Source organism: Anaerostipes stercorihominis (assembly GCF_057535655.1).
The window spans coordinates 1-22,709 of record NZ_BAAJCL010000002.1; the positions used below are offsets into that span (position 1 = coordinate 1).

Annotated in this window: 20 protein-coding genes and 7 tRNA genes; 25 read left to right on the forward strand and 2 right to left on the reverse strand. The window is 40.8% G+C overall.

The window, feature by feature from the left end; genetic code table 11:
- The first annotated feature begins 98 nt into the window (after positions 1-98).
- The 22 genes from AC27EF_RS01995 (at position 99) to AC27EF_RS02100 (ending at position 15,669) form a co-directional block, all read left to right on the forward strand.
- Positions 99-170: transfer RNA gene (locus AC27EF_RS01995), tRNA-Glu, on the forward strand.
- Positions 171-194: 24 nt separating this feature from the next.
- Positions 195-267 (forward strand) — tRNA-Thr (locus AC27EF_RS02000).
- Between the two features lie 5 nt (positions 268-272).
- Positions 273-346, forward strand: a tRNA-Ile gene (locus AC27EF_RS02005).
- Between the two features lie 27 nt (positions 347-373).
- Positions 374-447: transfer RNA gene (locus AC27EF_RS02010), tRNA-Asp, on the forward strand.
- A gap of 28 nt (positions 448-475) precedes the next feature.
- Positions 476-548, forward strand: a tRNA-Val gene (locus tag AC27EF_RS02015).
- Between the two features lie 27 nt (positions 549-575).
- Positions 576-661, forward strand: a tRNA-Leu gene (locus tag AC27EF_RS02020).
- Positions 662-735: 74 nt separating this feature from the next.
- Positions 736-809, forward strand: a tRNA-Arg gene (locus AC27EF_RS02025).
- Between the two features lie 157 nt (positions 810-966).
- A complete protein-coding gene (locus AC27EF_RS02030; protein WP_487108511.1) occupies positions 967-1,638 on the forward strand; it encodes a C40 family peptidase in 672 nt (223 codons plus the stop codon).
- A gap of 367 nt (positions 1,639-2,005) precedes the next feature.
- A complete protein-coding gene (locus AC27EF_RS02035; protein WP_487108512.1) occupies positions 2,006-3,961 on the forward strand; it encodes a BglG family transcription antiterminator in 1,956 nt (651 codons plus the stop codon).
- Between the two features lie 37 nt (positions 3,962-3,998).
- Positions 3,999-4,877, forward strand: coding sequence for a class II fructose-bisphosphate aldolase (locus AC27EF_RS02040; RefSeq protein ID WP_487108514.1), 879 nt, complete (start codon positions 3,999-4,001; stop codon positions 4,875-4,877).
- A 50-nt stretch (positions 4,878-4,927) separates the two neighbouring features.
- On the forward strand, positions 4,928-5,395 hold the full coding sequence (locus AC27EF_RS02045) for a PTS sugar transporter subunit IIA (RefSeq protein WP_487108516.1): 468 nt from the start codon (positions 4,928-4,930) through the stop codon (positions 5,393-5,395).
- Between the two features lie 22 nt (positions 5,396-5,417).
- A complete protein-coding gene (locus AC27EF_RS02050) occupies positions 5,418-5,717 on the forward strand; it encodes a PTS fructose transporter subunit IIB (RefSeq protein WP_487108517.1) in 300 nt (99 codons plus the stop codon).
- A gap of 41 nt (positions 5,718-5,758) precedes the next feature.
- Positions 5,759-6,796: a PTS fructose transporter subunit IIC gene (locus tag AC27EF_RS02055; RefSeq protein WP_487108518.1), complete on the forward strand. Its 1,038-nt coding sequence runs from the start codon at positions 5,759-5,761 to the stop codon at positions 6,794-6,796.
- A 37-nt stretch (positions 6,797-6,833) separates the two neighbouring features.
- Positions 6,834-7,748, forward strand: a complete 915-nt coding sequence (locus AC27EF_RS02060; protein ID WP_487108519.1) for a cupin domain-containing protein — start codon at positions 6,834-6,836, stop codon at positions 7,746-7,748.
- A gap of 76 nt (positions 7,749-7,824) precedes the next feature.
- Entirely contained in the window at positions 7,825-8,487 is a 663-nt protein-coding gene (locus AC27EF_RS02065) for an HAD family hydrolase (protein ID WP_487108520.1), read from the forward strand.
- Positions 8,488-8,532: 45 nt separating this feature from the next.
- Positions 8,533-8,985 carry a ribose 5-phosphate isomerase B gene (gene rpiB / locus AC27EF_RS02070; protein ID WP_487108522.1) on the forward strand — a complete coding sequence of 151 codons (453 nt, stop codon included), beginning with the start codon at positions 8,533-8,535 and terminating at the stop codon, positions 8,983-8,985.
- A gap of 12 nt (positions 8,986-8,997) precedes the next feature.
- Entirely contained in the window at positions 8,998-9,855 is an 858-nt protein-coding gene (locus AC27EF_RS02075; protein ID WP_487108523.1) for a sugar phosphate isomerase/epimerase family protein, read from the forward strand.
- Positions 9,856-9,868: 13 nt separating this feature from the next.
- Positions 9,869-10,867, forward strand: coding sequence for a dihydroxyacetone kinase subunit DhaK (locus AC27EF_RS02080; protein WP_487108525.1), 999 nt, complete (start codon positions 9,869-9,871; stop codon positions 10,865-10,867).
- Between the two features lie 121 nt (positions 10,868-10,988).
- Complete coding sequence (gene dhaL, locus AC27EF_RS02085) at positions 10,989-11,627, forward strand: dihydroxyacetone kinase subunit DhaL (protein ID WP_487108527.1); 639 nt, start codon at positions 10,989-10,991, stop codon at positions 11,625-11,627.
- 409 nt (positions 11,628-12,036) lie between these two features.
- Positions 12,037-12,282, forward strand: a complete 246-nt coding sequence (locus AC27EF_RS02090) for a hypothetical protein (RefSeq protein WP_487108529.1) — start codon at positions 12,037-12,039, stop codon at positions 12,280-12,282.
- A 317-nt stretch (positions 12,283-12,599) separates the two neighbouring features.
- Entirely contained in the window at positions 12,600-14,204 is a 1,605-nt protein-coding gene (gene pyrG / locus AC27EF_RS02095; RefSeq protein ID WP_487108530.1) for a CTP synthase, read from the forward strand.
- A gap of 208 nt (positions 14,205-14,412) precedes the next feature.
- The gene (locus AC27EF_RS02100; protein WP_487108531.1) at positions 14,413-15,669 is read left to right on the forward strand and encodes an alcohol dehydrogenase catalytic domain-containing protein; all 1,257 of its coding nucleotides are present in this window, start codon (positions 14,413-14,415) and stop codon (positions 15,667-15,669) included.
- Positions 15,670-15,766: 97 nt separating this feature from the next.
- Here the strand turns inward: AC27EF_RS02100 and AC27EF_RS02105 are convergent, their stop codons facing one another.
- Both AC27EF_RS02105 and AC27EF_RS02110 read right to left on the reverse strand, forming a co-directional pair.
- On the reverse strand, positions 15,767-18,310 hold the full coding sequence (locus AC27EF_RS02105; protein WP_487108533.1) for a heavy metal translocating P-type ATPase: 2,544 nt from the start codon (positions 18,308-18,310) through the stop codon (positions 15,767-15,769).
- The gene (locus AC27EF_RS02110; RefSeq protein WP_487108535.1) at positions 18,294-18,686 is read right to left on the reverse strand and encodes an ArsR/SmtB family transcription factor; all 393 of its coding nucleotides are present in this window, start codon (positions 18,684-18,686) and stop codon (positions 18,294-18,296) included. Before AC27EF_RS02110 ends, AC27EF_RS02105 begins: the two co-directional genes overlap by 17 nt.
- A 210-nt stretch (positions 18,687-18,896) precedes the next feature.
- Between AC27EF_RS02110 and AC27EF_RS02115 the strand changes: the two genes are divergently transcribed.
- From AC27EF_RS02115 to AC27EF_RS02125, 3 genes are all read left to right on the forward strand, one after another.
- On the forward strand, positions 18,897-20,156 hold the full coding sequence (locus AC27EF_RS02115) for a zinc-binding dehydrogenase (RefSeq protein ID WP_487108974.1): 1,260 nt from the start codon (positions 18,897-18,899) through the stop codon (positions 20,154-20,156).
- Between the two features lie 9 nt (positions 20,157-20,165).
- Positions 20,166-20,930 (forward strand): DeoR/GlpR family DNA-binding transcription regulator, encoded by a 765-nt coding sequence (locus AC27EF_RS02120; RefSeq protein WP_487108536.1) that lies wholly within the window; start codon positions 20,166-20,168, stop codon positions 20,928-20,930.
- Positions 20,931-21,289: 359 nt separating this feature from the next.
- A complete protein-coding gene (locus AC27EF_RS02125; RefSeq protein WP_487108537.1) occupies positions 21,290-22,702 on the forward strand; it encodes a PTS transporter subunit EIIC in 1,413 nt (470 codons plus the stop codon).
- The last annotated feature ends 7 nt before the right edge of the window (positions 22,703-22,709 follow it).

Below are 22,709 nucleotides of genomic sequence, written 5' to 3' on the forward strand. Positions count from 1 at the left end.
ATTGAGCCACACGGAACCTTAACGAGTATGAGCGGAAGCGAAGTATGAGTTTAGTTGACGGGTGTATGGCGGAGCAGAAGCCTACGTTAATGAAAGAAGGCTCCATGGTCAAGTGGTTAAGACACCGCCCTTTCACGGCGGTAACACGGGTTCAAATCCCGTTGGAGTCATTACGGGTAGTATCCTTCAAATGTGCCGTTGTGGCTCAATTGGCAGAGCAGCTGATTTGTAATCAGCAGGTTACCGGTTCAAGTCCGGTCAACGGCTTCAAAGGACCTTTAGCTCAGTTGGTTAGAGCAATCGGCTCATAACCGATCGGTCCGGGGTTCGAGTCCCCGAGGGTCCATTGGAAAGTTTATAGATTATATTATTTGGCCCGGTGGCTCAGCCGGTTAGAGCGCCGCCCTGTCACGGCGGAGGTCGTGGGTTCGATTCCCATCCGGGTCGTTTTGCTGTATTTACAGTATTTTATTGTGGGATCATAGCTCAGCTGGGAGAGCATCTGCCTTACAAGCAGAGGGTCACAGGTTCGAGCCCTGTTGGTCCCATTTGTATGTTCTGGTTTCAGAACATATGCCGCAGTGGCGGAACTGGCAGACGCGCAGGACTTAAAATCCTGTTCGAGTTAAATCGAGTACCGGTTCGATTCCGGTCTGCGGCATTTTAGGTATTGACATCATATGGGAAATGTGATATGATATCTAAGTTGTCAGGAATGACAATTTTATAAAGTGTGTGGGCGTAGCTCAGCTGGATAGAGCGTCTGGCTACGGACCAGAAGGTCGGGAGTTCGAATCTTCTCGCCCACGTTGAAAGCATCTATGATAATAGGTGCTTTTTTTATGCTAATGTTATGAAATTTAAAACAATTTGTTATGATCTTTACATTTATCTCATTTTATGATAAAATTCCTTAGGAATGTAACAGATGCGTAACATTTATGGAACAAGTTGAAAGGAATACCAATGAAATCTCGATTAAAGAAAATAATAATTTTCTCATTAGTCTTTATATTTATTTTTACCTCAAACATGATGGCAGTTCCAGAGCAGGAAGTAAAAGCCGCAGAAGGATACAGCGGAAAGATTTATAAACACTGGTGCAAGCTCCGAAAGAGTAAATCAAAGAAATCAAAGGTGCTTCGTAAATTAAAAGTAGGGACACCCGTTCAGGTTTATTCCACCAGTGGAAAATGGAGAAAAGTTTCTGTAAATGGGAAAGTTGGCTATGTGTTAAAAAAATATGTGTACATCAATACAGATGCTCCAAATCTTGAGGGAAGTACTTATGAGAAAGGCGCGACAGTGGCATCCTTTGCCAAAAGATTTGTTGGCAATCCTTACCGATGGGGTGGAACAAATTTAAATACAGGGGCAGATTGTTCCGGTTTTATTGGCTCAGTGTATCGTTCGTTTGGATACAGACTGCCTAGAACTTCCTATGATTTGAGAAGAGCAGGAAGAAAAGTTTCCTATAAGGAAAAACAGCCGGGAGATATCATCTGTTATCAGGGACATGTGGCGCTTTATATTGGCAATAATAAGATTGTTCATGCAAGTACAAGAAAGACAGGAATTAAGATTTCTCCAAGAGCGAACTATCGTAAGGTCGTATGTGTTCGAAGAGTTGTAGAATAAAAACATAAAAATAAAGAATCAGGAATCAAAAGTATGAAATATTTCTTTTGGTTCCTGATTTTTTTTGACAGAATTTAGGCGTTATACGCAAGGACATATCAGAACCAATCTTTTACAAATGCTTTTTAGTTGTAAAAAAGTTGCTTTATGAGCAATTAATTTACAATATTTTTTATATTTTTCATTTCTTTTTCATTTTTTTGCACTAATTGTTTGAATAACAGTACAAAATTGGATTTTATCACCTATGTACAGATATTGGTGCAATCAGTTATAATAAACCCATAAAGTAGTAACAGCAATACAAAAAACAATACATAAACACACAAACTACTTTGAAGTGTTTTATTCATTGAGGAGGCCTATCATGAATAATTTACAGGAAAAAGTAATCCGTGCGATGGTGGAAATGTATGGATTCTATTCCATAGAAGAGCTGGCTGAGATGACAGAGGTATCCGTCAGCAGTATCAAGCATTCTTTGGGAGATATCGCTGACTTCATCGAGGGATATGAAGCAAAACTCCTGCGAGTGCCAAGAAAAGGGATCTGCATGGTAGTCACTGACCAGCAAAGAGAAAAGATCCTGGAAGCTCTGGATGCTTATGCAAATAGTGATCCTGAATCTTTCTATTATCGAAAGAATTATATTTTAGACATTTTGTTTCACTTTCCGGCAAATTATACAATACAGCTGTTTTCGGAAGAGCTTTGTGTCAGCCGGAAGATTATACAAAAAGATTTGAAAAAAATTGAAGAGTATTTAGAAAGATTTGATCTGAAGTTGTCAAAAGTAAAGAACCAGGGAATTCGGATTCTCGGAAGAGAATTTGATGTAAGACAGGCAATCGTAGATACACAGAACAAAAAGTATTGGAAACATACCTATATTGAGGAGCTTCCAAAAGATCTGGATTATAGAATCAGTAAAAGGGCATTTACCTATTTCTCTGACTATTATTCTGCCGATGATATTATGTTGGTGCAGAAATATTTGGCAGAAAGTGAGAACGAATTGGAGATTGCATATGTAGATATTTCTTTTTGCAGAATCACAGAATACCTTCTCCTGACGCAAAAGAGGATAAAAGAAGGAAAAAAGATTCGGGATTGTGCAGATCGAAAAATGACAGCGCTGGATGAATCGTATCTCGATGCGGCAAAGATGATTCTGGATCAGATGTTTCCCAATCAAAAAGAGATGGACCTTGAATATCAGTTTCTGGCTGCAAAGCTTGCAGTGGCAAAAACTTGTGAAGTGCGGGCTTTGGTTCAGGATGATGATTTGATGGACCTGGTAAATGATTACATCAATATTGTCTTTCGGGCAATGGAAAAAGAAAATACATTTCAGTATAAGGAAATGGAAAAGCAGATTGCTACTTTTTTAAAGACACTCAGCATTAAACACGATTATATGCTGGTAGAGTGGGATGATCTTCATAAAGATATACAGCAGCAGCTTCCAAGCTTATATGCAGTTTGTCTGACTTATGCGTTTCGGTTGGAAGAAAAACTCGGATTTGTGCTGACACAGGATGATATCGCATGGATTACATTGTTGATTCATCAGGCTTCTGTGGAAAGCGCAAGTGAGAAGCAGGGAATTTTTGTAACGGCAACAGATCCATATACAGCACATTATGAAGCTATGAAGATTGAAAATGAAATTGGAAATCTTGAAATTGTGAAAAATGTACATATTAAAGACTATCAGCCGGAAAAAACCAAGGGGAAGCTTGTGATATCAACCGTTCCACTGAAAAAAAAACAGGAAAATGTCATCGAGATTACAAAACATGTAACACAGATGGACTTGAATAAGATTGTCACAAAAATGGACGAATATAATAAGACAGAACAAAATCAGCAGGTAATGGAATCGGTTCGACAGACCTTTGAAGAAAAGTTAATTGTAACGGATGCGGTTGCAATGACAAAAAAAGAAACCATTGCACAAGCCAGTCAGCTTTTAATGAAAGAAGGCTATTTAAGTGATGATGTAACCGAACAGGTATTTGAACTTGAAGAACGGCGTCCTACGACCATAGGAAATCAAATTGCAATGGCACATGTTTATAAAGACAATGTGAAAAAAAGCGGTATTGTCATTATGCGGATGAAATATCCGGTTCAGTGGTCCACAACATCGAAAATCCGTCTGGTGTTTTTTCTGGCAATCAATATGGAAGGTTCCAATGAGATTTTAATGCTGTTCAAATTCCTATATGCATTAATTGACAATCGAGAGGCGATAGAAAAAATTTTAGATGCTGATCGCTCTGAACAAATTTATCAAATCCTAATGGATGAACTCCATTAGAAGAAAATAAAAAACAAGTTTTTAGGAGGAAGTAGCTATGTTAGTAAACATGAAAGAAATTTTAGAAGTTGCAGAAAAGGAAGGGTATGCCATTCCGTGTATTAACACACCGAATGAAGAAACAGTTCGTGCGGTAATTGGCGCAGCAGAAGAATTAAACACACCAATTATCATTGATCATGCACAGGTTCATGATTCTTTGATTCCAATCGAGAGAATCGGACCGGTCATGTTAAAATATGCAAAAGAAGCAAGAGTTCCGGTTTGTGTTCATTTGGATCATGGAAGTGATTATGAATTTGTAATGAGAGCGATCAAAGTCGGATTCCCATCCATTATGTATGACTGCAGCGCGCTTCCTTATGAAGAGAACCTTGCAAAAGTAAAGAAATTTGTTCAGATTGCGCATGCGGCAGGAATTACAGTGGAAGCTGAGCTGGGCGTTATGGCATCTACAGAAGAAGATACACATGGAGATGCAGAAAGCCGTGTGCTTACCAATGAAGATATTAAAGAATTCTTCACAGAACCAGAAGAAGCAAAAGCATTCGCAGAGGAGACAGGATGCGACGCACTGGCTGTATGCTTTGGAACAATGCATGGAATTTATGCAGAACCTCCGGTACTGGATATTGAGAGAGTCAAAGCACTTCGTGCTGCAATTCCTGATACATGCCGCGTTGTAATGCATGGTGCTTCCGGTGTAGAGTTTGATCAGGTTCAAAATGCAATTTCAGCAGGATGTACAAAAGTAAATTACTATTCTTACATGGCAAAAGCTACGACAAAATTTGTGGCAGACAAAGTAGCTGAGACAGAAGGAAAAATTGCTTATCATGAACTTCAGGAAGCTGCATTTGAATTTATGAAAGGTTATGCAAAAGATGTAATTCTTGCATTCAAAAACGGAAAATAAAAATTTTTGCATAGTTAAAATTATGAAAAGAAAAATAGGAGGCATTTCATATGAGCAGTGTAAATTTAGCAGATGTACTGTTGGATGAAATGGTAATCCTTGATTGTGAGCCTTTTAAAGACAAAGCAGATATGTTTGATACGATGACCCGCAGATTTGAGGAAGCGGGCTTCGTATCAGATGCCAAGGCATATAAAGAAGCATTGGAATACAGAGAATCTCTTGGTCCTACATATATGGGAAATTTTGTTGCAATTCCTCATGGAAAGTGTAAAGAAGTCTTAAAGCCGGGAATCGGCTTTGTAAGATGCAAAACTCCATTTTTATATGAGTCGGCAGGAGAAACTGGAGAGGTAAAGTATGTCTTTGTATTGGCAATATCTGAAAATCAAGAGAATGATTACCATTTAAGGGTTTTAGCAACATTAGCCGGAATGTTGGCGCATGAAGAATTTTTAGAGCTCTTGGATAAGGCAGCAAGCTATGAAGATTTAATTCATGGCATCAAAGAATTATAACCATACCATAGGAGGTGGATTTATGAAGGTAGTAGCAGTAACATCATGTGCAACCGGAATTGCACATACCTACATGGCTGCAGAGGCAATTATGAAGGTCTGCAAGCAAAACGGACACAAATGCAAAGTAGAGAAGCAGGGAGCTCTTGGAATCGAAGATAAGTTAAGAGACCGAGATATTAAAGAGGCTGATCTGATTGTCTTTGCCAATGATGTGGGAATTACCAAAGCAGAACGTTTTGAGCCTTATAAGGACAAGATTTTTCAGACAAAACCACATGACGTAATTAAGGACCCGAATATTATTTTTACAGAAAAATAAAAAAGAGAAAGAGAAAATATTTATGAAAGGACGGAAGAGAAATGAGAGATGTGATCGATGATATTAAAGAAGCATTTTTAACAGGTGTCTCCTATATGTTACCGTTTGTAGTAGCAGGAGGTATCCTGGTAGCACTTGGGTTCTTACTGGGAGGTTATAATGTGCCAAGCGTAGAACCATATGGCTCTACCTTTGCATCCACGATCTTTTGGATTGGAAAGATCGGTCTTGGAACTTTTATGGTTCCGATTTTAGGCGCTTATGTAGCGTACTCTATTGCAGATAAACCTGGAATTTGTGTAGGTATGTTTGGCGGCTGGATGGCTACAGATCCATGGGGAATTGGTTATCAGTCCGGATTTATCGGAGCGTTAATTGCAGGTATTTTAGCTGGATATTTAGTAAATTGGCTAAAGAAAATTCCTCTGCCGAATGCAATCAGATCCTTACTTCCAACATTAATTATTCCGGTGATTGGATGTGCTGTAATTTGTCTGTTAATGCACTATGTCATCGGTACTCCTTTGGGAGCACTGACACAGGCACTGACTGATTTGCTGAACAATCTCGGAACAGGAAACTTGGTATTGTTGGGAATTGTACAGGGTTGTATGCTGGCATTTGATATGGGTGGACCATGTAACAAAGTAGCTTATGCATTTGCTTTGGCTTGTATGGAAACTGGAAATTATGCGCCGATGGCAGCGAACTTTATTGCATGCTGTGCACCTCCGCTTGCAATGGCACTTGCAATGTTAATTGCGCCGAAGAAGTTTACAGATGAAGATCGTGCGGGAATTCCGGGATGCTTTGCAGGAGCTCTTTGTATGATTACAGAATTCGCGATTCCATACGCTGCAAAAAATTTAAAATATATTCCATGCTACATGGCAGGATCAGCAGCAGGAGCAGTTATTTCTTACTTGTGGGGAATTACAATCAGAGCTCCTCACGGCGGAGTCTTCGTAGTTTTCGCAATGAATAAAGTAGTTCCGTTCTTTATCACTCTGCTGATTGCCGGTGTGGTTTCTGCGGCACTGATTGTACTCGTTACAAAACCTGAAGGACAGGAAGCATAAGTTAAAACAATAAACTGAAATAAAAGGAGAAACAAAAATGGCAAAATTAGTTGATATTCAGGGAAGATTTCCTTGTGAACCGGATAATAAAAAACCTACCTTAATTAAAAAATGGGAATATTCTACTGCATTATATCCGCCGAACAATGCATTTACATCAGATAATACATTTACGTTGGTAACAACCGATACCTTTATGCTTGGGATTTATGAGTTAGGACCGGGAGGAGTCTTTGCACCGCTTGATATTCATCCTGGAGATGAGTCTTATTATATCTTAAACGGACCGGTGGTACAAAGAAGCGGAAATGGACAATTTGCATATTTGGAAACAGGAGAAGGTTTATTTATGCCGGAGGGAGCTTGGCATTGCTGTCATAACTTCTCTGATGAGAAAGCAAGAATCCTCTATTTTATTACACCAAAGGCATGGGATGAGCATATTCCGCCGGCTGTAATTCCGACAGAAGAGGAGACAAAATTCTATAAGGGACCAAACAATGATAATCTTCCGGATATGAGAGGTGCCATTAAAGATATTTCTCGTCAGGGATGCACAGACGATATTGGGTGCTGGCCGGTAGACCCTGCAGAGGCAAGACAGACCGGAGCTGTCTATGCAGTTCGTGACTTTGAAAAATTAAACAACGTTCACGGTACTACTCATCCAATGCTTATGCGCTTTATTACAAGCAATGATTATGGACATTTCGGAGAAATGATTCTTCCGGCAGGAGGATATGGACCAAGATGTTCAGATCCGGATGTACACGCAGGAGATGCGGCGCTGTACTGTGTTGACGGACCGATAACCGTGAATTTAGTAGATGCAGAAGAAAGTTTTGTTCTGGAACCGGAAGATACGTTCTTCTTACCGGCAGGAACAAAGTATCAATTAGTTAATTTTGAAAATAAACCAGTGAAAGTAGTCTTTGCTATTACCGAGCTGTAATTGTATAATATGGGGTGATACATGAGCTGTATCATCCCATATTAACGAAAAACCAGCAGAAAGGAAGACAATAGTTATGAAAGATTATAAGGGTATTATTTTTGATTTGGATGGCACTTTGCTGAATACGATTGAAGATTTGACCGACAGTGTCAATGAGGTAATGAAACGGTATGGATTTCCAATCCATGAGACAAAGGCTTGTAAAAAGATGGTGGGGAATGGATTTCGCAACCTTCTAAGAAGAGCGCTGCCAATCGAAAAGCAGCAGGAAGAATCTCTCATTGACGAAGCTTTAAATCAGTTTTCAAAGGCGTATCAGGAGCGCTATCTCCGCAAAACAAGCCCTTATCAGGGGATTCCTGAGCTGGTGGATGAACTTGCGAAACGAGGAATTGCGCTTGCAGTCAATTCTAATAAACGTGAAGATTATACCAGTGCTTTAATTCAGAAATTTTTTGCCAGGATATCATTTGCTGCTGTGTACGGAGAGCGGGAAAAGGATGGAATTCCTAAAAAACCGGACCCAACCGCAGCGCTTAAGATTGCGGAGCTTATGGGGATTCAGCCAAATGAAATTTTATACATTGGGGATTCCAAAACAGATATGGAAACAGGCAAAAATGCCGGAATGGACACCGTAGGCGTTACCTGGGGATTTCGAGATAGAAAAGAATTGGAAAAAAGCGATGCATCTTATATCGCAGATCATCCGGAGGATATCATATGTCTTATTTAGTTCAGTGCATTCTGCTCTGGACGAGGTTCAGAAGGAGAAATCATTATGAAAATTTCATTGGGATGCGACGAAGCAGCTTACGAATTAAAAGAAATCATCAAAAAACATCTTCAGGAAGCGGGTCATGAAGTTGTAGATAACGGTGTAGGAGAAGGAGAAGTAGAATTGTATCCGGATGTTGCCGTTCGTACCTGCAATAAGGTGACAGATAAAACATGCGAAAGAGGAATTCTTGTATGCGGAACAGGAATTGGTATGGCAATGACTGCAAATAAGGTGCCTGGAATCCGGGCCGCCGTCTGTCATGATCCGTTTTCCACAGAACGTTCCATTCTCAGCAATAATGGAAATGTGATGTGTATGGGCGCCAGAGTGGTTGCGCCGCAGCTGGCGCTTTATTTGCTGGATATCTGGATGGGACTTACTTTTAAAGATGGTCCGTCAACCGAAAAGGTAGAGCGTATTACCTATTATGAAAATCAGTTTTGCGGGAAATAGGAGGTTGTTGATATGAAGTTTAAATTTGGAGTCGATACATTTATATGGGCAGAAAATTATGGGGAAGAGCATCTCTGGATTATTCCGAAAGCAAAGGAATTAGGTTTTGAGACCATTGATTTTGCAATTTCAAATCCCTATACCTTTCCCACAGAAAAAGTAAAAGAAGAGCTGGAGCGGGTTGGAATCGACTGTGTTTGTACAACAACTTTGACACTGGAGACAAATCCGATTTCTCCGGACGCCGAGATTCGGAAGGCAGCCGTTGCAGCCATGAAGAAATGCGTGGATATTTGTAATCAGCTGGGGGCGCCGATTTTAGGCGGTGTCAATTATGCAGGATGGGGATATTTGACGAAAAAACCACGTACGGAGCAGGAATGGAACTGGGGCGTAGAGTCTATGAAAGAAGTGGCGCAGTACGCTAAGGAAACAGGAGACGTTCAGATTTGTGTAGAATGTGTCAACCGATTTGAAACACATTTCTTAAATATCGCAGAAGATGCAGTACAATTCTGTAAAGATGTTGGAACAGGAAATATGAAGGTTCATTTGGATTGTTTCCATATGATTCGAGAAGAAAAGAGTTTTGCCGGAGCAGTAAAAACCTGCGGAAAAGAATATCTGGGATATGTCCATGTCAATGAAAACGACCGTGGAATCCCCGGAACAGGGCTTGTTCCGTTTAAGGAATTTTTTACGGCATTGAAAGAGATTGGTTACGACGGACCTCTTGTCATTGAATCTTTTGATCCAAGCTTTGAGGAATTGGCAGGAAACTGCGCAATCTGGAGAAATTTTGCAGACACAGGAGAAGAGCTGGCGATTGAAGGATTAAAAAATTTGAAAGAAATTGCAGCGACTGTGTAAGGGAGGAGATGCTATGAACCGTATTGTAAACAACCCGGATTTTGCCGTAGAGGATATGCTGAAAGGTTTTGTGAAAACACATAAAGATCTTGTAACAGCTACAGACAATGAAAGAGTTTTAAAATATAAATACGCGCCGGTGGAGGGAAAGGTTGGAATTGTTACCGGAGGAGGCTCCGGACATAAACCTGCTTTTATCGGATATATTGGTGAAAATTTATGCGATGCTGTGGCAGTTGGAGAAATTTTTTCTTCACCGACAGCAAAGGCCTTTTTGGATGCGATAAAAGAAGCGGATGCAGGAAAAGGCGTGGCATGCCTTTATGGAAATTATGCCGGCGATAATATGAATGTGAAGATGGCAATGCGCAAGGCAAAGAAACTTGGAATCGATGTGAAGACAGTTGTTGCCAACGATGACTGTGCATCAGCGCCAAAAACGGAATTAGAGAAGCGCCGGGGAGTTGCCGGGGAAGTTTTGATGTGGAAAGTCGGAGGCGCGAAAGCAGCGATGGGAGCAAGTCTTGACGAAGTCATTGCCGCTGCACAAAAAGCAATTAATCATACCCGCTCTGTTGGAATTGGCACGGCACCGTGTACCATTCCGGCGGTAGGGCATCCGAATTTCCAAATTGAAGACGGAACAATGGAAGTAGGAATTGGACACCACGGAGAACCTGGAATCAATGTGCAGCCATTAAAAACCGCCAGTGAAATTGCGGATGAAATGTTGGATATTATCATCCCGGATCTGCCATTTGAAAGTGGTGATGAAGTTGTGGTACTTCTTTCCGGGCTTGGAGCTACTCCGGTGATGGAACAGTATATTGTTTATGACAGAGTGGAAGAAGTATTAAACGAAAAAGGAATTAAAGTTCATCGCTCTTATGTAGGAAATTACTTTACTTCCTTAGAGATGATGGGCGTGACGCTAACTGTCATGAAGCTGGATGAAGAGCTGAAGGAGTGCATGGATATGCCGGTAAACTCCGTAGGATTAAAACAGTTTTAAAGATTGAGTTAAATATGGCACAATTTTTTGTGCCATATTTGCGCTTAAAACTATTTGGAAGATAAAAAACCTTATGCTACAATAAAAACAGAAAATAAAGTTCAAATGAAGAGGTGGAATTATGTCAAGTTTTAAGAATGCAGAAGCCGGTGTAATTGTAGATCGGCTGATCAAAACAATTCAGGAGCAGCGAGATTATCTAAGTGAAATTGATGGGAAAATCGGAGATGGTGATCATGGAATCAATATGAACAAGGGATTTACCATGTGCGAAAAAAAATTAGAGGGAAAGACTTATAATTTATCTGAAGGGCTTTCCATTCTCGGAGAAACTCTGCTGGAAGATATCGGAGGATCCATGGGACCTCTCTATGGAATGTTATTCGATGAGATGTCAATGGCATGTGAGGATGCGGATGAAATTGATGTCAATGTTTTTGCGGAAATGATTTCCGGTGCAGTGGAAGGAATCCAGGAGATCAGTCCGGCGAAGGTTGGAGATAAATCTTTGCTGGATACCTTAATTCCTGCCAAGGAGGCCTTTGCAGATGCCAAAGAGGCAGGAAAGCCCTTTGCAGAGTGTCTGGACGCTATGAATGCGGCAGCAGAAACAGGATGGCAGTCCACAAAAGATCTGGTGGCAAAAATTGGGCGCGCAAGCCGTCTGGGCGAACGTTCCAGAGGTGTTTTGGACGCAGGAGCAACCAGCTGCTATTTCATTGTCACAACGATTGGAAAAGCGGCAAAAGAACTGTTATAAATTCGTTTCACATCATCGAGATATTCTTTGGAATTAGAAGATTTTAAAACAGATTTGTCTTCTGAATCCAACCATGTATTAGGCCATGCTTTAAGGTGGCAGAACCTCTATATATTCATACAAAAACAAGAAAAACACAGAAATCCATTTTGAGATGGTTCTGTGTTTTTCTTGTGTTAGGGTTGTGTATGATAACTGTACCATATAAAGTGGTACAGTTGATACAGTGAGATTAAGGAGGGAAAGATGTGTTTCAAATCAATGCGGCAAGGCAATTTATGAACAAATTATGGAACAAATGAAAGAAGCCGCATGGAAGGGATATTTAAAGCCCGGTGATCTACTGACGTCATAGCAAAAAGCAATGCGTTTTTGTATCTGAAAACAATCAAATAATACGAATGATCCTATGTTGGGAAAACCAGAAAAAAGTATGGGGATTTCGGAGGCAGAAAAGCCATTTTTAGAAGCTTGTTTTGTGAAAATGGGAATTTCCAGGCAAGAGACAAGGCAATGGATGGAGAACGTTTCCATGAAGAATCGTCCAAAAAGCGGAGTTCTCGGAAGGTGGAAATACCGGCAGGATGATGTTACAGATACCATCTATGATTGCTCTAAAACTCTGATTTTTGAAAAATTAAATGGAAATAATTGACATAATAAAATAAATATGGTAAATTATGGAAAGAAGATATCTGCAGCATTGTGTGAATTTCCTAATTTAAGATCTTTGGATTCCCTTCGTATGATAGATCATCGACCATACCCCCAAATTTCTTAAAAAACTGTGTTTTTCATCAATCAATCATTGTCATCTACCTATCTTACAAGCATAATGCCGCAGGTATTTTCTGCTTTTTAGTTCTTTTTCTTTGGAAACCGTTGAAATGACAATGACAAATACAAATTTATATGGTATGATGTTATTTTGAAAGAAAACAAAGAGAGAATTCACATATAGGAGGAAAAAACATGCCAGTGAAATATGTATTTGTTACAGGAGGAGTTGTGTCCGGCCTTGGAAAGGGAATTACAGCGGCCTCTCTGGGACGATTACTGAAAGCGAGAGGCTATCATGTGACCAGTCAGAAGTTTGATCCTTATATCAACATTGATCCTGGAACGATGAATCCAATTCAGCATGGAGAGGTATTTGTAACAGATGATGGGGCGGAGACAGATCTGGATTTGGGACATTATGAGAGATTTATTGATGAAGGATTGAATAAGAAGTCGAATGTTACAACGGGAAAAGTCTATTGGAGTATTTTATCAAAAGAGCGGCGTGGTGACTATGGAGGGAATACGGTACAGGTGATTCCTCATGTGACCAATGAAATCAAGAGCCGTTTCTATAGAAGTGATGATACCAGCCGTCAGGAAGTTGCGATTATTGAAATCGGCGGAACGGTTGGTGACATTGAAAGTCAGCCGTTTTTGGAAGCCTTAAGGCAGTTTCAGCACGAGGTCGGACATGAAAATTGTATTTTGATTCATGTAACGCTGATTCCGTATTTGAAAAGTTCGGGAGAGTTAAAGACCAAGCCGACACAGGCAAGTGTGAAAGATCTTCAGGGAATGGGAATTCAGCCGGATATTTTAGTTTGCCGCTCTGATTATCCTTTGGACGATGGAATAAAGAAAAAGATTGCACAATTTTGTAATGTGGAGCGGGATCGTGTAATTCAAAATCTGGATGCGGAAGTATTGTATGAGGTTCCGCTTATGATGGAAAAAGAGCATCTGGCGCAAGAAGTTTGCGAATGTCTTCATATGTCCTGCCCGGATCCGGATCTGGATGACTGGAAAAAGATGATTGACAGTTGGAAGCATCCAAAACATCAAGTGGAGATTGCGTTGGTCGGAAAATATATTTCTCTTCACGATGCCTATATTAGCGTTGTGGAGTCACTGGAACATGCAGGAGTTGCCAATTCTGCAGATGTAAAGATTCGATGGGTAGATTCTGAGAGAGTCAGCTCCTATAATGTGGAAGAGATGCTGGGAGGGGTTCATGGAATCCTCGTTCCGGGTGGATTTGGCGATCGAGGAATTGAAGGTATGATCTGTGCGATTAAGTATGCGAGAGAAAAACAGATTCCGTACCTGGGAATTTGTCTTGGAATGCAGCTTACGCTGGTAGAGTTCGGAAGACATGTTCTGGGTTATGCAGACGCACATAGTCAGGAATTTAATCCAGAGACAGAACATCCGATGATTCATATTATGGCAGATCAGGACGGAGTAACCGATCTTGGAGGAACCTTGAGACTTGGCTCCTATCCATGCGTGCTGGCAGAAGGCTCCAGAGCTTATCAGGTGTACGGAGAAAAAGAAATTCACGAAAGACATCGTCACAGATATGAGGTAAACAACCAGTATCGTGAAATTCTGCAGGAGAATGGAATGATGTTATCTGGATGTTCACCGGATGGAAGAATTGTGGAGATGGTAGAGATTCCGGCGCATCCATGGTTTGTAGCGACGCAGGCGCATCCGGAGTTCAAATCAAGACCAAATAAAGCACATCCGCTGTTTCGAGGATTTATTGAAGCTGCTTTACAGCATCAAAAATAAAAAGAATTGGGAGTATTGGGAAAGACCAGTATTCCCATTTTTTGTAATGTGGGAAAGTTTTTTCCTGTGCGATCTCACAAAACGGTTTAGTAGGATTGTATTACAGAAAAGAGCCGGACTTGTCTGCTTTGTTTTATGGGAAAATATGTTATAATAGAACAAAAGGCAGCATATTTGACAGTGAAAAACGTTAGGGGGAAGACTGGAAATGAAGGTGAAAGGCGTGAGACTTTATGGAGTCAAAGACATACGATTGGAAGAGTTTGAACTTCCAAGGATTCAGGAAGACGAAATCCTTTTAAAAATTATCTGCAACGGAATCGCCATGTCTACTTTGAAGGAAATTACCTTGGCGCAGAGGCATTTACGGGTACCGAAAAATATCAAAAAGAAGCCAATTTTAATTGGGCATGAATTTTCTGGTGTGATTTGGGAAGTTGGGAGTCGCTGGAAAGATCAATATCATAAAGGTGAAAAATATGTCATTGTTCCGGAGATTCCCAATCAAATCGAATCTCCCGGGTATTCCTATGAATATTTTGGGGGAGCGGCAACCTATTGCATTGTTCCGGGAGATGTGATCGAAAAGGGATGTTTGATGCATTATGAAGGGGAGTCTTTTTATGAGCCGGCAATGGCACAGGCTTTATATAGCATTATCGGAAGTTTTCACTCCAATTATCACAGCAAACCGGGATCACATGAACATATTTCCGGAATTAAAGAAGGCGGCAACACCATTATTATGGGAGGGTGCGGTCCCATGGGGCTGATGGCAGTTCGGTATGTGCTTGAGATGGAAAGAAAGCCGAAGCGGTTGGTTGTGACGGACACCAATCAAAAACGTTTGGAACGGGCAAGAAAATTAATTCCGGTTCAGGAGGCTGCTCGCCATAGTGTGGAGCTTTATTATATTAATCCGGCCATGGTACCGGATTCTGCAACCGTTTTACTGGCTGTCACCTGTGAAAAAGGGTACGATGACGTATTTGTATATGCTCCTCCCAAAAATGTTGCAGAGATAGGAAACCGGATTATGGGGATGGATGGCTGCATGAATATATATGCGGCTACGGCAGATAAAAAATATCGGGCAGGCATGAATATTTACGGAAGTCATTATCTAAAAACAAAGTTGATTGGTTCTTCGGGAGGTCTTCGTTCGGATATGGAGGAAGCCATAGATTTGATTCATAGGAAAAAAATTGATGTTGCTATGGGCATCAGTCATATCGGAGGAATTGATGCAATTGTGGATACAACATTATATTTAAAACAGATGCACGGAACCAAAAAGATCATTTATCCTCAAATGGAAATGCCATTGACTGCTATTGAGGATTTTAGAAAGTTGGGAAAGAAGAATCCACTATTTGAAAAATTAGCAGATGCCTGTGATCGAAAGGGAGGATTTTGGAATCAGGAGGCAGAAAAAATTTTATTAGAAAATTGTCAGGCATTCTAAAGATGTTCATAAAAAGAAGCAAGGGACTGCGCATAGTCTCTTGCTTCTTTTTATGTTCAAATATAGAGAATTGAAGGCGGCATTTTCTGCTTTGTGCTTATCGGTGCTTTGCAGTTTGAAGAGTCCGAATAGAATTCAAAACACAAAGCATTGCAACTCCGGTGTCGGCAAAAACAGCCATCCACATATTAGCATATCCTGTGAGACCCAAAATCATGACCAGTGCTTTTACGACGAGGGCAAACACTACATTCTGCCATGCAATAGTGCTGGCATGTTTTCCGATAGAAATTGCCTGTGGAATAGCTTCTACATTGGAGGTCATAAAGACAATATCTGCGGCTTCAATTGCAGCGTCTGCACCGCTTCCCATGGCAGCGCCACAGTCGGCTCCGGCGAGAACCGGTGCGTCATTGATTCCGTCTCCAATAAACATGACAGCGCCATGTTTTTCTCGTTCTTCCTGAAGCTTTGTTAGTTTTTCGTCTGGAAGCAGCCGGGCATAAACCTGATCAATTCCGGTCTCCTCTGCGATAGCATTTGCAGTGGTTTCAGAGTCTCCTGTGAGCATGACCGTATGAAGATTTTGTGACTTTAAGGCTTTGATTGCAGATTTTGCATCTTCTTTTAAGGTATCGGCAATGATAATGTAGCCTATTAAAATTCCATCTCTTGCCAGAAATACTTCGGTTCCATAAGAAGCGGAAGTCGGGTATTCTCCCTCAATATGGTATCGATCCATTAATTTTTTGTTGCCGGCAAGAATTTGAGATCCAGATAAAGTAATCACAGACCCGTGTCCGGCAATTTCCTCTGCCTGTTTTGGCTTTTCATAAGAAATAGAATGTTTTTTTGCTGCTTCCAGAATACTTTTGCCAATTGGATGTGTTGACGCTGCTTCACAGGAGGCTGCAAGGGACAAAAGCTGTTCTTTTGTTACGGCACTTAAGGGAAGAACTTCCTGCACTTGGAAGTTTCCTTTGGTAATGGTTCCCGTTTTATCCATGACGACGGAAGTAATATTTTTCAAAGTTTCTAAAGATGCACCGCCTTTAAATAAAATTCCCATTTTTGATCCGGCGCCGATCCCTGAAAAGAATGCCAGCGGAACACTGAGCACCAGTGCGCATGGGCAGCTGATGACTAAGAAAGTCAAGGCAGTGTAGACCCAGTAATTCCAGTCGCCTGTCACTAGAGATGGGAGAATTGCAGTTCCCAGAGCCAAAAGAACCACAAATGGGGTGTAAATTCTGGAAAAGCGAGTGATAAAACGGTCCATCTTAGGTTTGCTTGCAGCCGCATTTTCAACAGAATCCATAATACGTGTTACCATAGACTCTTCCAAGGGTTTCTTCACCTGCATCTGAATTACCCCGGAGGTATTCAGGCATCCGGAGGTAACCCAAGTTCCGGCTTTGGCTGAGACAGGAACAGGTTCACCGGTAACCGGGGAAGTATCAATCATTGTTTCTCCATCGGTAATGATTCCATCAAGCGGTATGCGATCACCTGGTCGTACCATTAAAATGTCTCCGATGCGTGCATCTTGTGCATCAATAATCTTGATCTGATGGTTGGAGTCTACAAGATTTACAACTTCAGGACGCATATCAATGACATCCATAATTTGGGAGCGGCTTCGAGCCACTGCTTTATCTTCAAAATATTCACCGATTCGGTAAAATAGCATAACACCCACGGCTTCTGCGTATTCACCGATAGCAAAAGCTCCGATGGTTGCAATACTCATTAAAAAATTTTCATCAAAGACCTGCCCTTTGGCAATGTTTCGGATGGCAGTCCATACAATTTTGATTCCGAGAATTAAATAGGCAAGCACAAAACAAAGACTTCCAAGCAATGGAAAAGACATCTCCAAAATTTTTCCGGCAGCAAACAAAAGAATTCCGGCGCTGATTTCGGCGATGACTTTTGTATTTTCTGAAATTCTATTTTTTTCGTCTTGCTGTTTGTGTTTGCCAACAGAGGAAGAGCGAAGGGAAATCTTAACCTCAGGTTCGATGGAAGTACAGATTTTTTCAATCTCGGGAAGTAAGGATGGAGCGTCATCTGCCCAAACTCTCAGCTGTTTGGTTGCATAGGTAAGAGCGGCAGCCTGAACATTTGGGAGTCTGGAAATTTGCTCTTCCATTTTTCCGGCACAATGAGCGCATCCTAAGTTATCAATCATAAACACGGTTGCAGACTGTTTTCCTTCCTTGGCAGCAGTCAAAGGAATGGATTTTGGTTTATGGTCATGTTCTTCGCATCCGCAGTGGTCACTGTGTTCATGGTGGTGATCTTCACATCCGCAGTGTTCATGGTGATGCTCTTCGCATTCGCAGTGTTCCTTGCGTGCGTGGTGGCGTTCTTCACATCCGCACGGATGATCGTTCTTCTGAGATTTTTTATCCTGAGCAGAAATTTTTGAGGATTCCGTTAAAAGCACGTCGGGTTCAATGTCTCGGCAGATTTTTTCCAGATCAGGAAGAATATCCTCTTTCATTGTTTCCACATAAAGTTTTTTCATGGGAAAAGAAATGGAAGCGCTGGTAATCTCCGGAAGGCGATTGATTTGCTCTTCCATCTTGGCAGTGCAGTGGGCACAGCCAAGGTTTTGGAATTCATAAATTTTCTTCATAAATACCCCTCCTATGGAACACTGTTTTTAGCATATCAGAAATTAATTCCCCGTCTGCAGTATCGGAGATGGTGTAATGAACCTCTTTGCCGATGCGTCGGCTGCTGATAACCCCCAGTTGTTTTAAAGAACGGAGGTGATGAGACACTGCAGGAGGACTCATGTCAATGGCAGCAGCAATATTACGTACACAGACTTCACGATCATATAGTAAATATAAAATCCGCAGCCGGGTGCTGTCACTTAACAGGCCAAATAAGCTGGCTGTTTCAATGGAAAATTCTTCCGGAGGAAGTATTTTTTTTAACTCTGTAACATCACAGCCATGACCATGAATATCCACAGAGGTAATCTTTGGTTCTTTGACTTTATCCATAAAAATCATCCTTTCTTAATGATTAAATAATTGCTTAATTGTTTATGTTTTGAATATAATACGGATGATGAGAAAAGTCAAGAGAAGAAAAAAATTTTTTTAAATAAAAATAAATAAAAAATAATCTTGCGATTCGAAAGAAATAGTGTTATGGTATTTTTGAAATAAAAAAATATAAAAATAAAATTTTGATTTTAAAAGGAGGACATGATGAAAGTCGAAGGTGTAAGAATGTATGGGGCAAAGGATATTCGATTAGAAGAATTTGAGCTCCCACAGATCAAAGACGATGAGGTACTGCTGAAAGTGATGAGCGACAGTATTTGTATGTCAACATGGAAAGAAGTCAAGCTTGGGTCTGAACATATACGGGTTCCGGAAGATATTGCAGTGAAACCAGTTCTGATTGGACACGAATTTTCCGGTGTGATTGCAAAGGTTGGAGCTAAATGGGCACAGGAATACCGGGAAGGCGAACGATTTGTGGTACTTCCGGGAATTCCGGACCAAATGGGAGCTCCGGGATATTCGTATGAATATTTTGGAGGAGCGGTAACTTATTGTATTGTTCCAAATGATGTCATTGAAAAGGGGTGTCTGCTGCATTATCATGGAGATTCTTTTTTTGAAGTATCGGTTTCCGAACCGATGTATTGTATTATCGGGGGGTATCATGCAAACTATCATACGAAATCGGAGACTCACGAGCATTTTATCGGAGCGAAAGAAGATGGAAATATTCTGATTCTCGGAGGATGCGGACCGATGGGGCTTGGAGCCGTGAGCTATGCGTTGGCGATGGAGAATCAACCGAAGAGAGTTGTTGTGACAGAGATCAATGATGAACGATTAAATCGAGCAAGAGAAGTCATCTCTGAGGAAGAAGCAAAGGCAGCAGGTGTAGAACTTCATTATGTAAATACTGCGAAAATGGAAGATGAAGTAAAGGAATTAATGGATTTAACAGACGGAGAGGGCTACCATGATGTTTTTGTCTATGCTCCGGTACAAAAGATTGCTGAGACAGGAAATAAAGTTCTGGCGTTTGACGGATGTATGAATTTGTTTGCGGGACCGTCAGACAGCGGATTTTCAGCCGATATGAATCTTTACGATGCACATTACAAAAATACAAAAATTCTTGGTTCTTCCGGGGGAATTAAGGCTGATCTTGAGGAGGCGCTGGATCTGATTTCCAAGAAGAAAGTGAAGCCTGCAGTTATGATTACACATATTGGAGGATTGGACGCTTATGCCGATACAACCCTTCATTTACCGGAGATTCCGGGAGGCAAAAAGTTGATTTATACTCAGTTTCACATGCCATTGACAGCCATTGAAGATTTTCGTAAAATGGGAGAGAAGAATGAATTATTTGCAGAACTTGCAGATGCCTGTGATCGGCATCAGGGGTTGTGGAATAAAGAAGCAGAAGATATTTTATTAAAACATTTTAAGGTTGAACTATAGGTAAAGAGTATGTTTGCACGAGAGCGGAAAGAAGCCCTGTTAATTTATATGCAGCAGCATAAGAAAGCGAGTATCCGTGAATTATCAGGAGAATTTAGTGTGACTGGAGCGACAATCCGAACGGATTTAAGAGAATTAGAAGGAGAAGGATTGTTGATTCGGACCCATGGGGGCGCAATTTTGAACCAGGATACGGTAGAAAAAGAAAGTAAGCTTGCATTGCGTCATGAAGTGTATGCCGGAGAGAAACGCAGAATTGGGAAGAGAGCCAGAGATTTTGTGGAGGAAGGGGATATTATTTTAATTGACAGTGGAACAACAGCGGCAGAGTTTGCCTCTGGTCTTACCACCTTCCGAAATCTAAAAGTGGTTACCAATGATCTTACCATTGCTCTGGAGCTGCAGCGGACTTCTTATGTAGATGTTGTACTAATTGGAGGGAGTGTGCGCAATGGATTTGAGTGCACAATCGGGGCCTTTGGGATGGAATTTCTGGATCGGATCTCTGTAGATAAAATTTTTGTCACGCCAAATGCGCTGTCTATTACACAGGGGCTGACTGCTCCTTACGAGGAGACCGCTGCAATGAAACGTGCAATGATTCGAACAGCGGCTCAACGGTATATTTTATGCGACAGCTCTAAGATTGGCAAAAAGACGTTTTGTAAGTTTGCGGATCTGAAAGAATTTTCTCATATAATTACGGATGATGGAATCCGGGAAGAAGATGCCGTAGCCATTGAAGAGCTAGGATTAAAAGTAGTGATCTGCTGATTTATGCTGCAGAAGCATTTTGATCTTTGAGTCTTGTAACCGCTGATATAAAAAAGAACTTATGCAGAATGAAAAGTCACAGGCAATGGATTTGGTAAAAATTGCTTGTGACTTTTCTTGAAATTTATGTTATTGTATTTTTGAAATTTGTGATATTTTACTTGCGTTGTGAAAATAATGACAAATAAAATGAAAAACTTGTCAAAATTTTTTTGGACAAACTTACTACTGGCAATGGTGGACGAAAGCTTAAAAATCAAGCTATAATAAGGCTATAAGATAACCGGTTATCCTTTTATGTTACTTTTTTAATTTAAAAAATTATATTTTGAGAAGTGAAGAACAAGGAGGATTATATTATGGCAAATGAAATGAAAGCCAAAATCCAAAAATTTGGTGGATTCCTTTCCGGAATGGTAATGCCGAATATTGGTGCCCTGATTGCATGGGGTATTATTACTGCATTGTTTATTCCTACTGGATATTTTCCGAATGAAAAAATGAACGAACTGGTAAGCCCGACTCTTACATACCTGATTCCGATTTTGTTTGGATATACAGGAGGATATGCGGTATATGGACGTCGAGGAGCTGTTGCAGGTTCTATTGCTACAATCGGTGTGATCATCGGTTCTGATGTTACCATGATGATCGGTGGTATGATTATGGGACCTCTTGGCGCATGGATTATCAAGCAGGTAGATAAGGCATTGGATGGTCATGTAAAGCCTGGTCTGGAAATGTTAGTAGATAACTTTTCTATGGGTATTGTCGGAGCTATCATTATGATTGCCGGATTTATAGCAGTTGCACCGTTATTTGCAGCAATTACAAGCGTTTTAACTGTGGGTGTAGACTTCCTGATCTCACATAATATTTTGCCGTTTGCTCCGATTTTCGTTGTTCCGGGACAGGTATTGTTCTTGAATAATGCGATCAATCATGGTATTTTTACACCGCTGGCGATTGAACAGGCTGCTCAGACAGGAAAATCTATTTTGTATCTGGTAGAAGCCAATGGCGGTAACTGGGCAGGACTGGTTTTGGCATTCTGTGTCTTTGGAAAAGGAATGGCAAAGAAATCTGCTCCGGGAGCAGCGATCATCCATATCATCGGTGGTATCGGCGAGGTTTCCTTCCCATATGCGTTGATTAAACCAGTTACAATTCTCGGACCGATTTGTGGTTCTATTGCAGCTTTATTCTGGTTCCAGATTATGGACGGCGGTGCGGTAGCAGCCGTATCTCCGGGATCCATTGTTGCATTGATGATCATGTCTCCGAAAGGAAAATTACTTGTTAACGTTATGGGATATGTCATTGCGGCAGTTGTTTCCTTTGTGATTGTTGCCTTCTTCTTAAAGAGAGATAAATCAATCGATGAAGATGAAGAAGTACAGGGTCTTGATATGAGTCAGTTTGTAGAAAGTCACAGTGCGCCGAGCGAAGAAAAAGCAGCTGCGGCAGAAGATGTTGTAAAAAAAGATGTAAAAAAAGTTGCCTTTGCATGTGATGCAGGTATGGGATCTTCTGCAATGGGAGCTTCAATGCTGAAGACACAGTTAAATAAGGCAGGAGTCTTTGTAGATGTGGATCATGTATCTATTCATCAGATTCCGACGGATGTGGATGTGGTAGTTACCAATACGAATTTATTGGAAGCTGCGAAAAAAGAAGCTCCGGCAGGAACAACGATTATTGAAATTAAAGAATTTTTAAATGCGGATGAGCATAAGGCGATTGCAGAAAAAATTAAAAATATGATGCAGTAATTAAAAA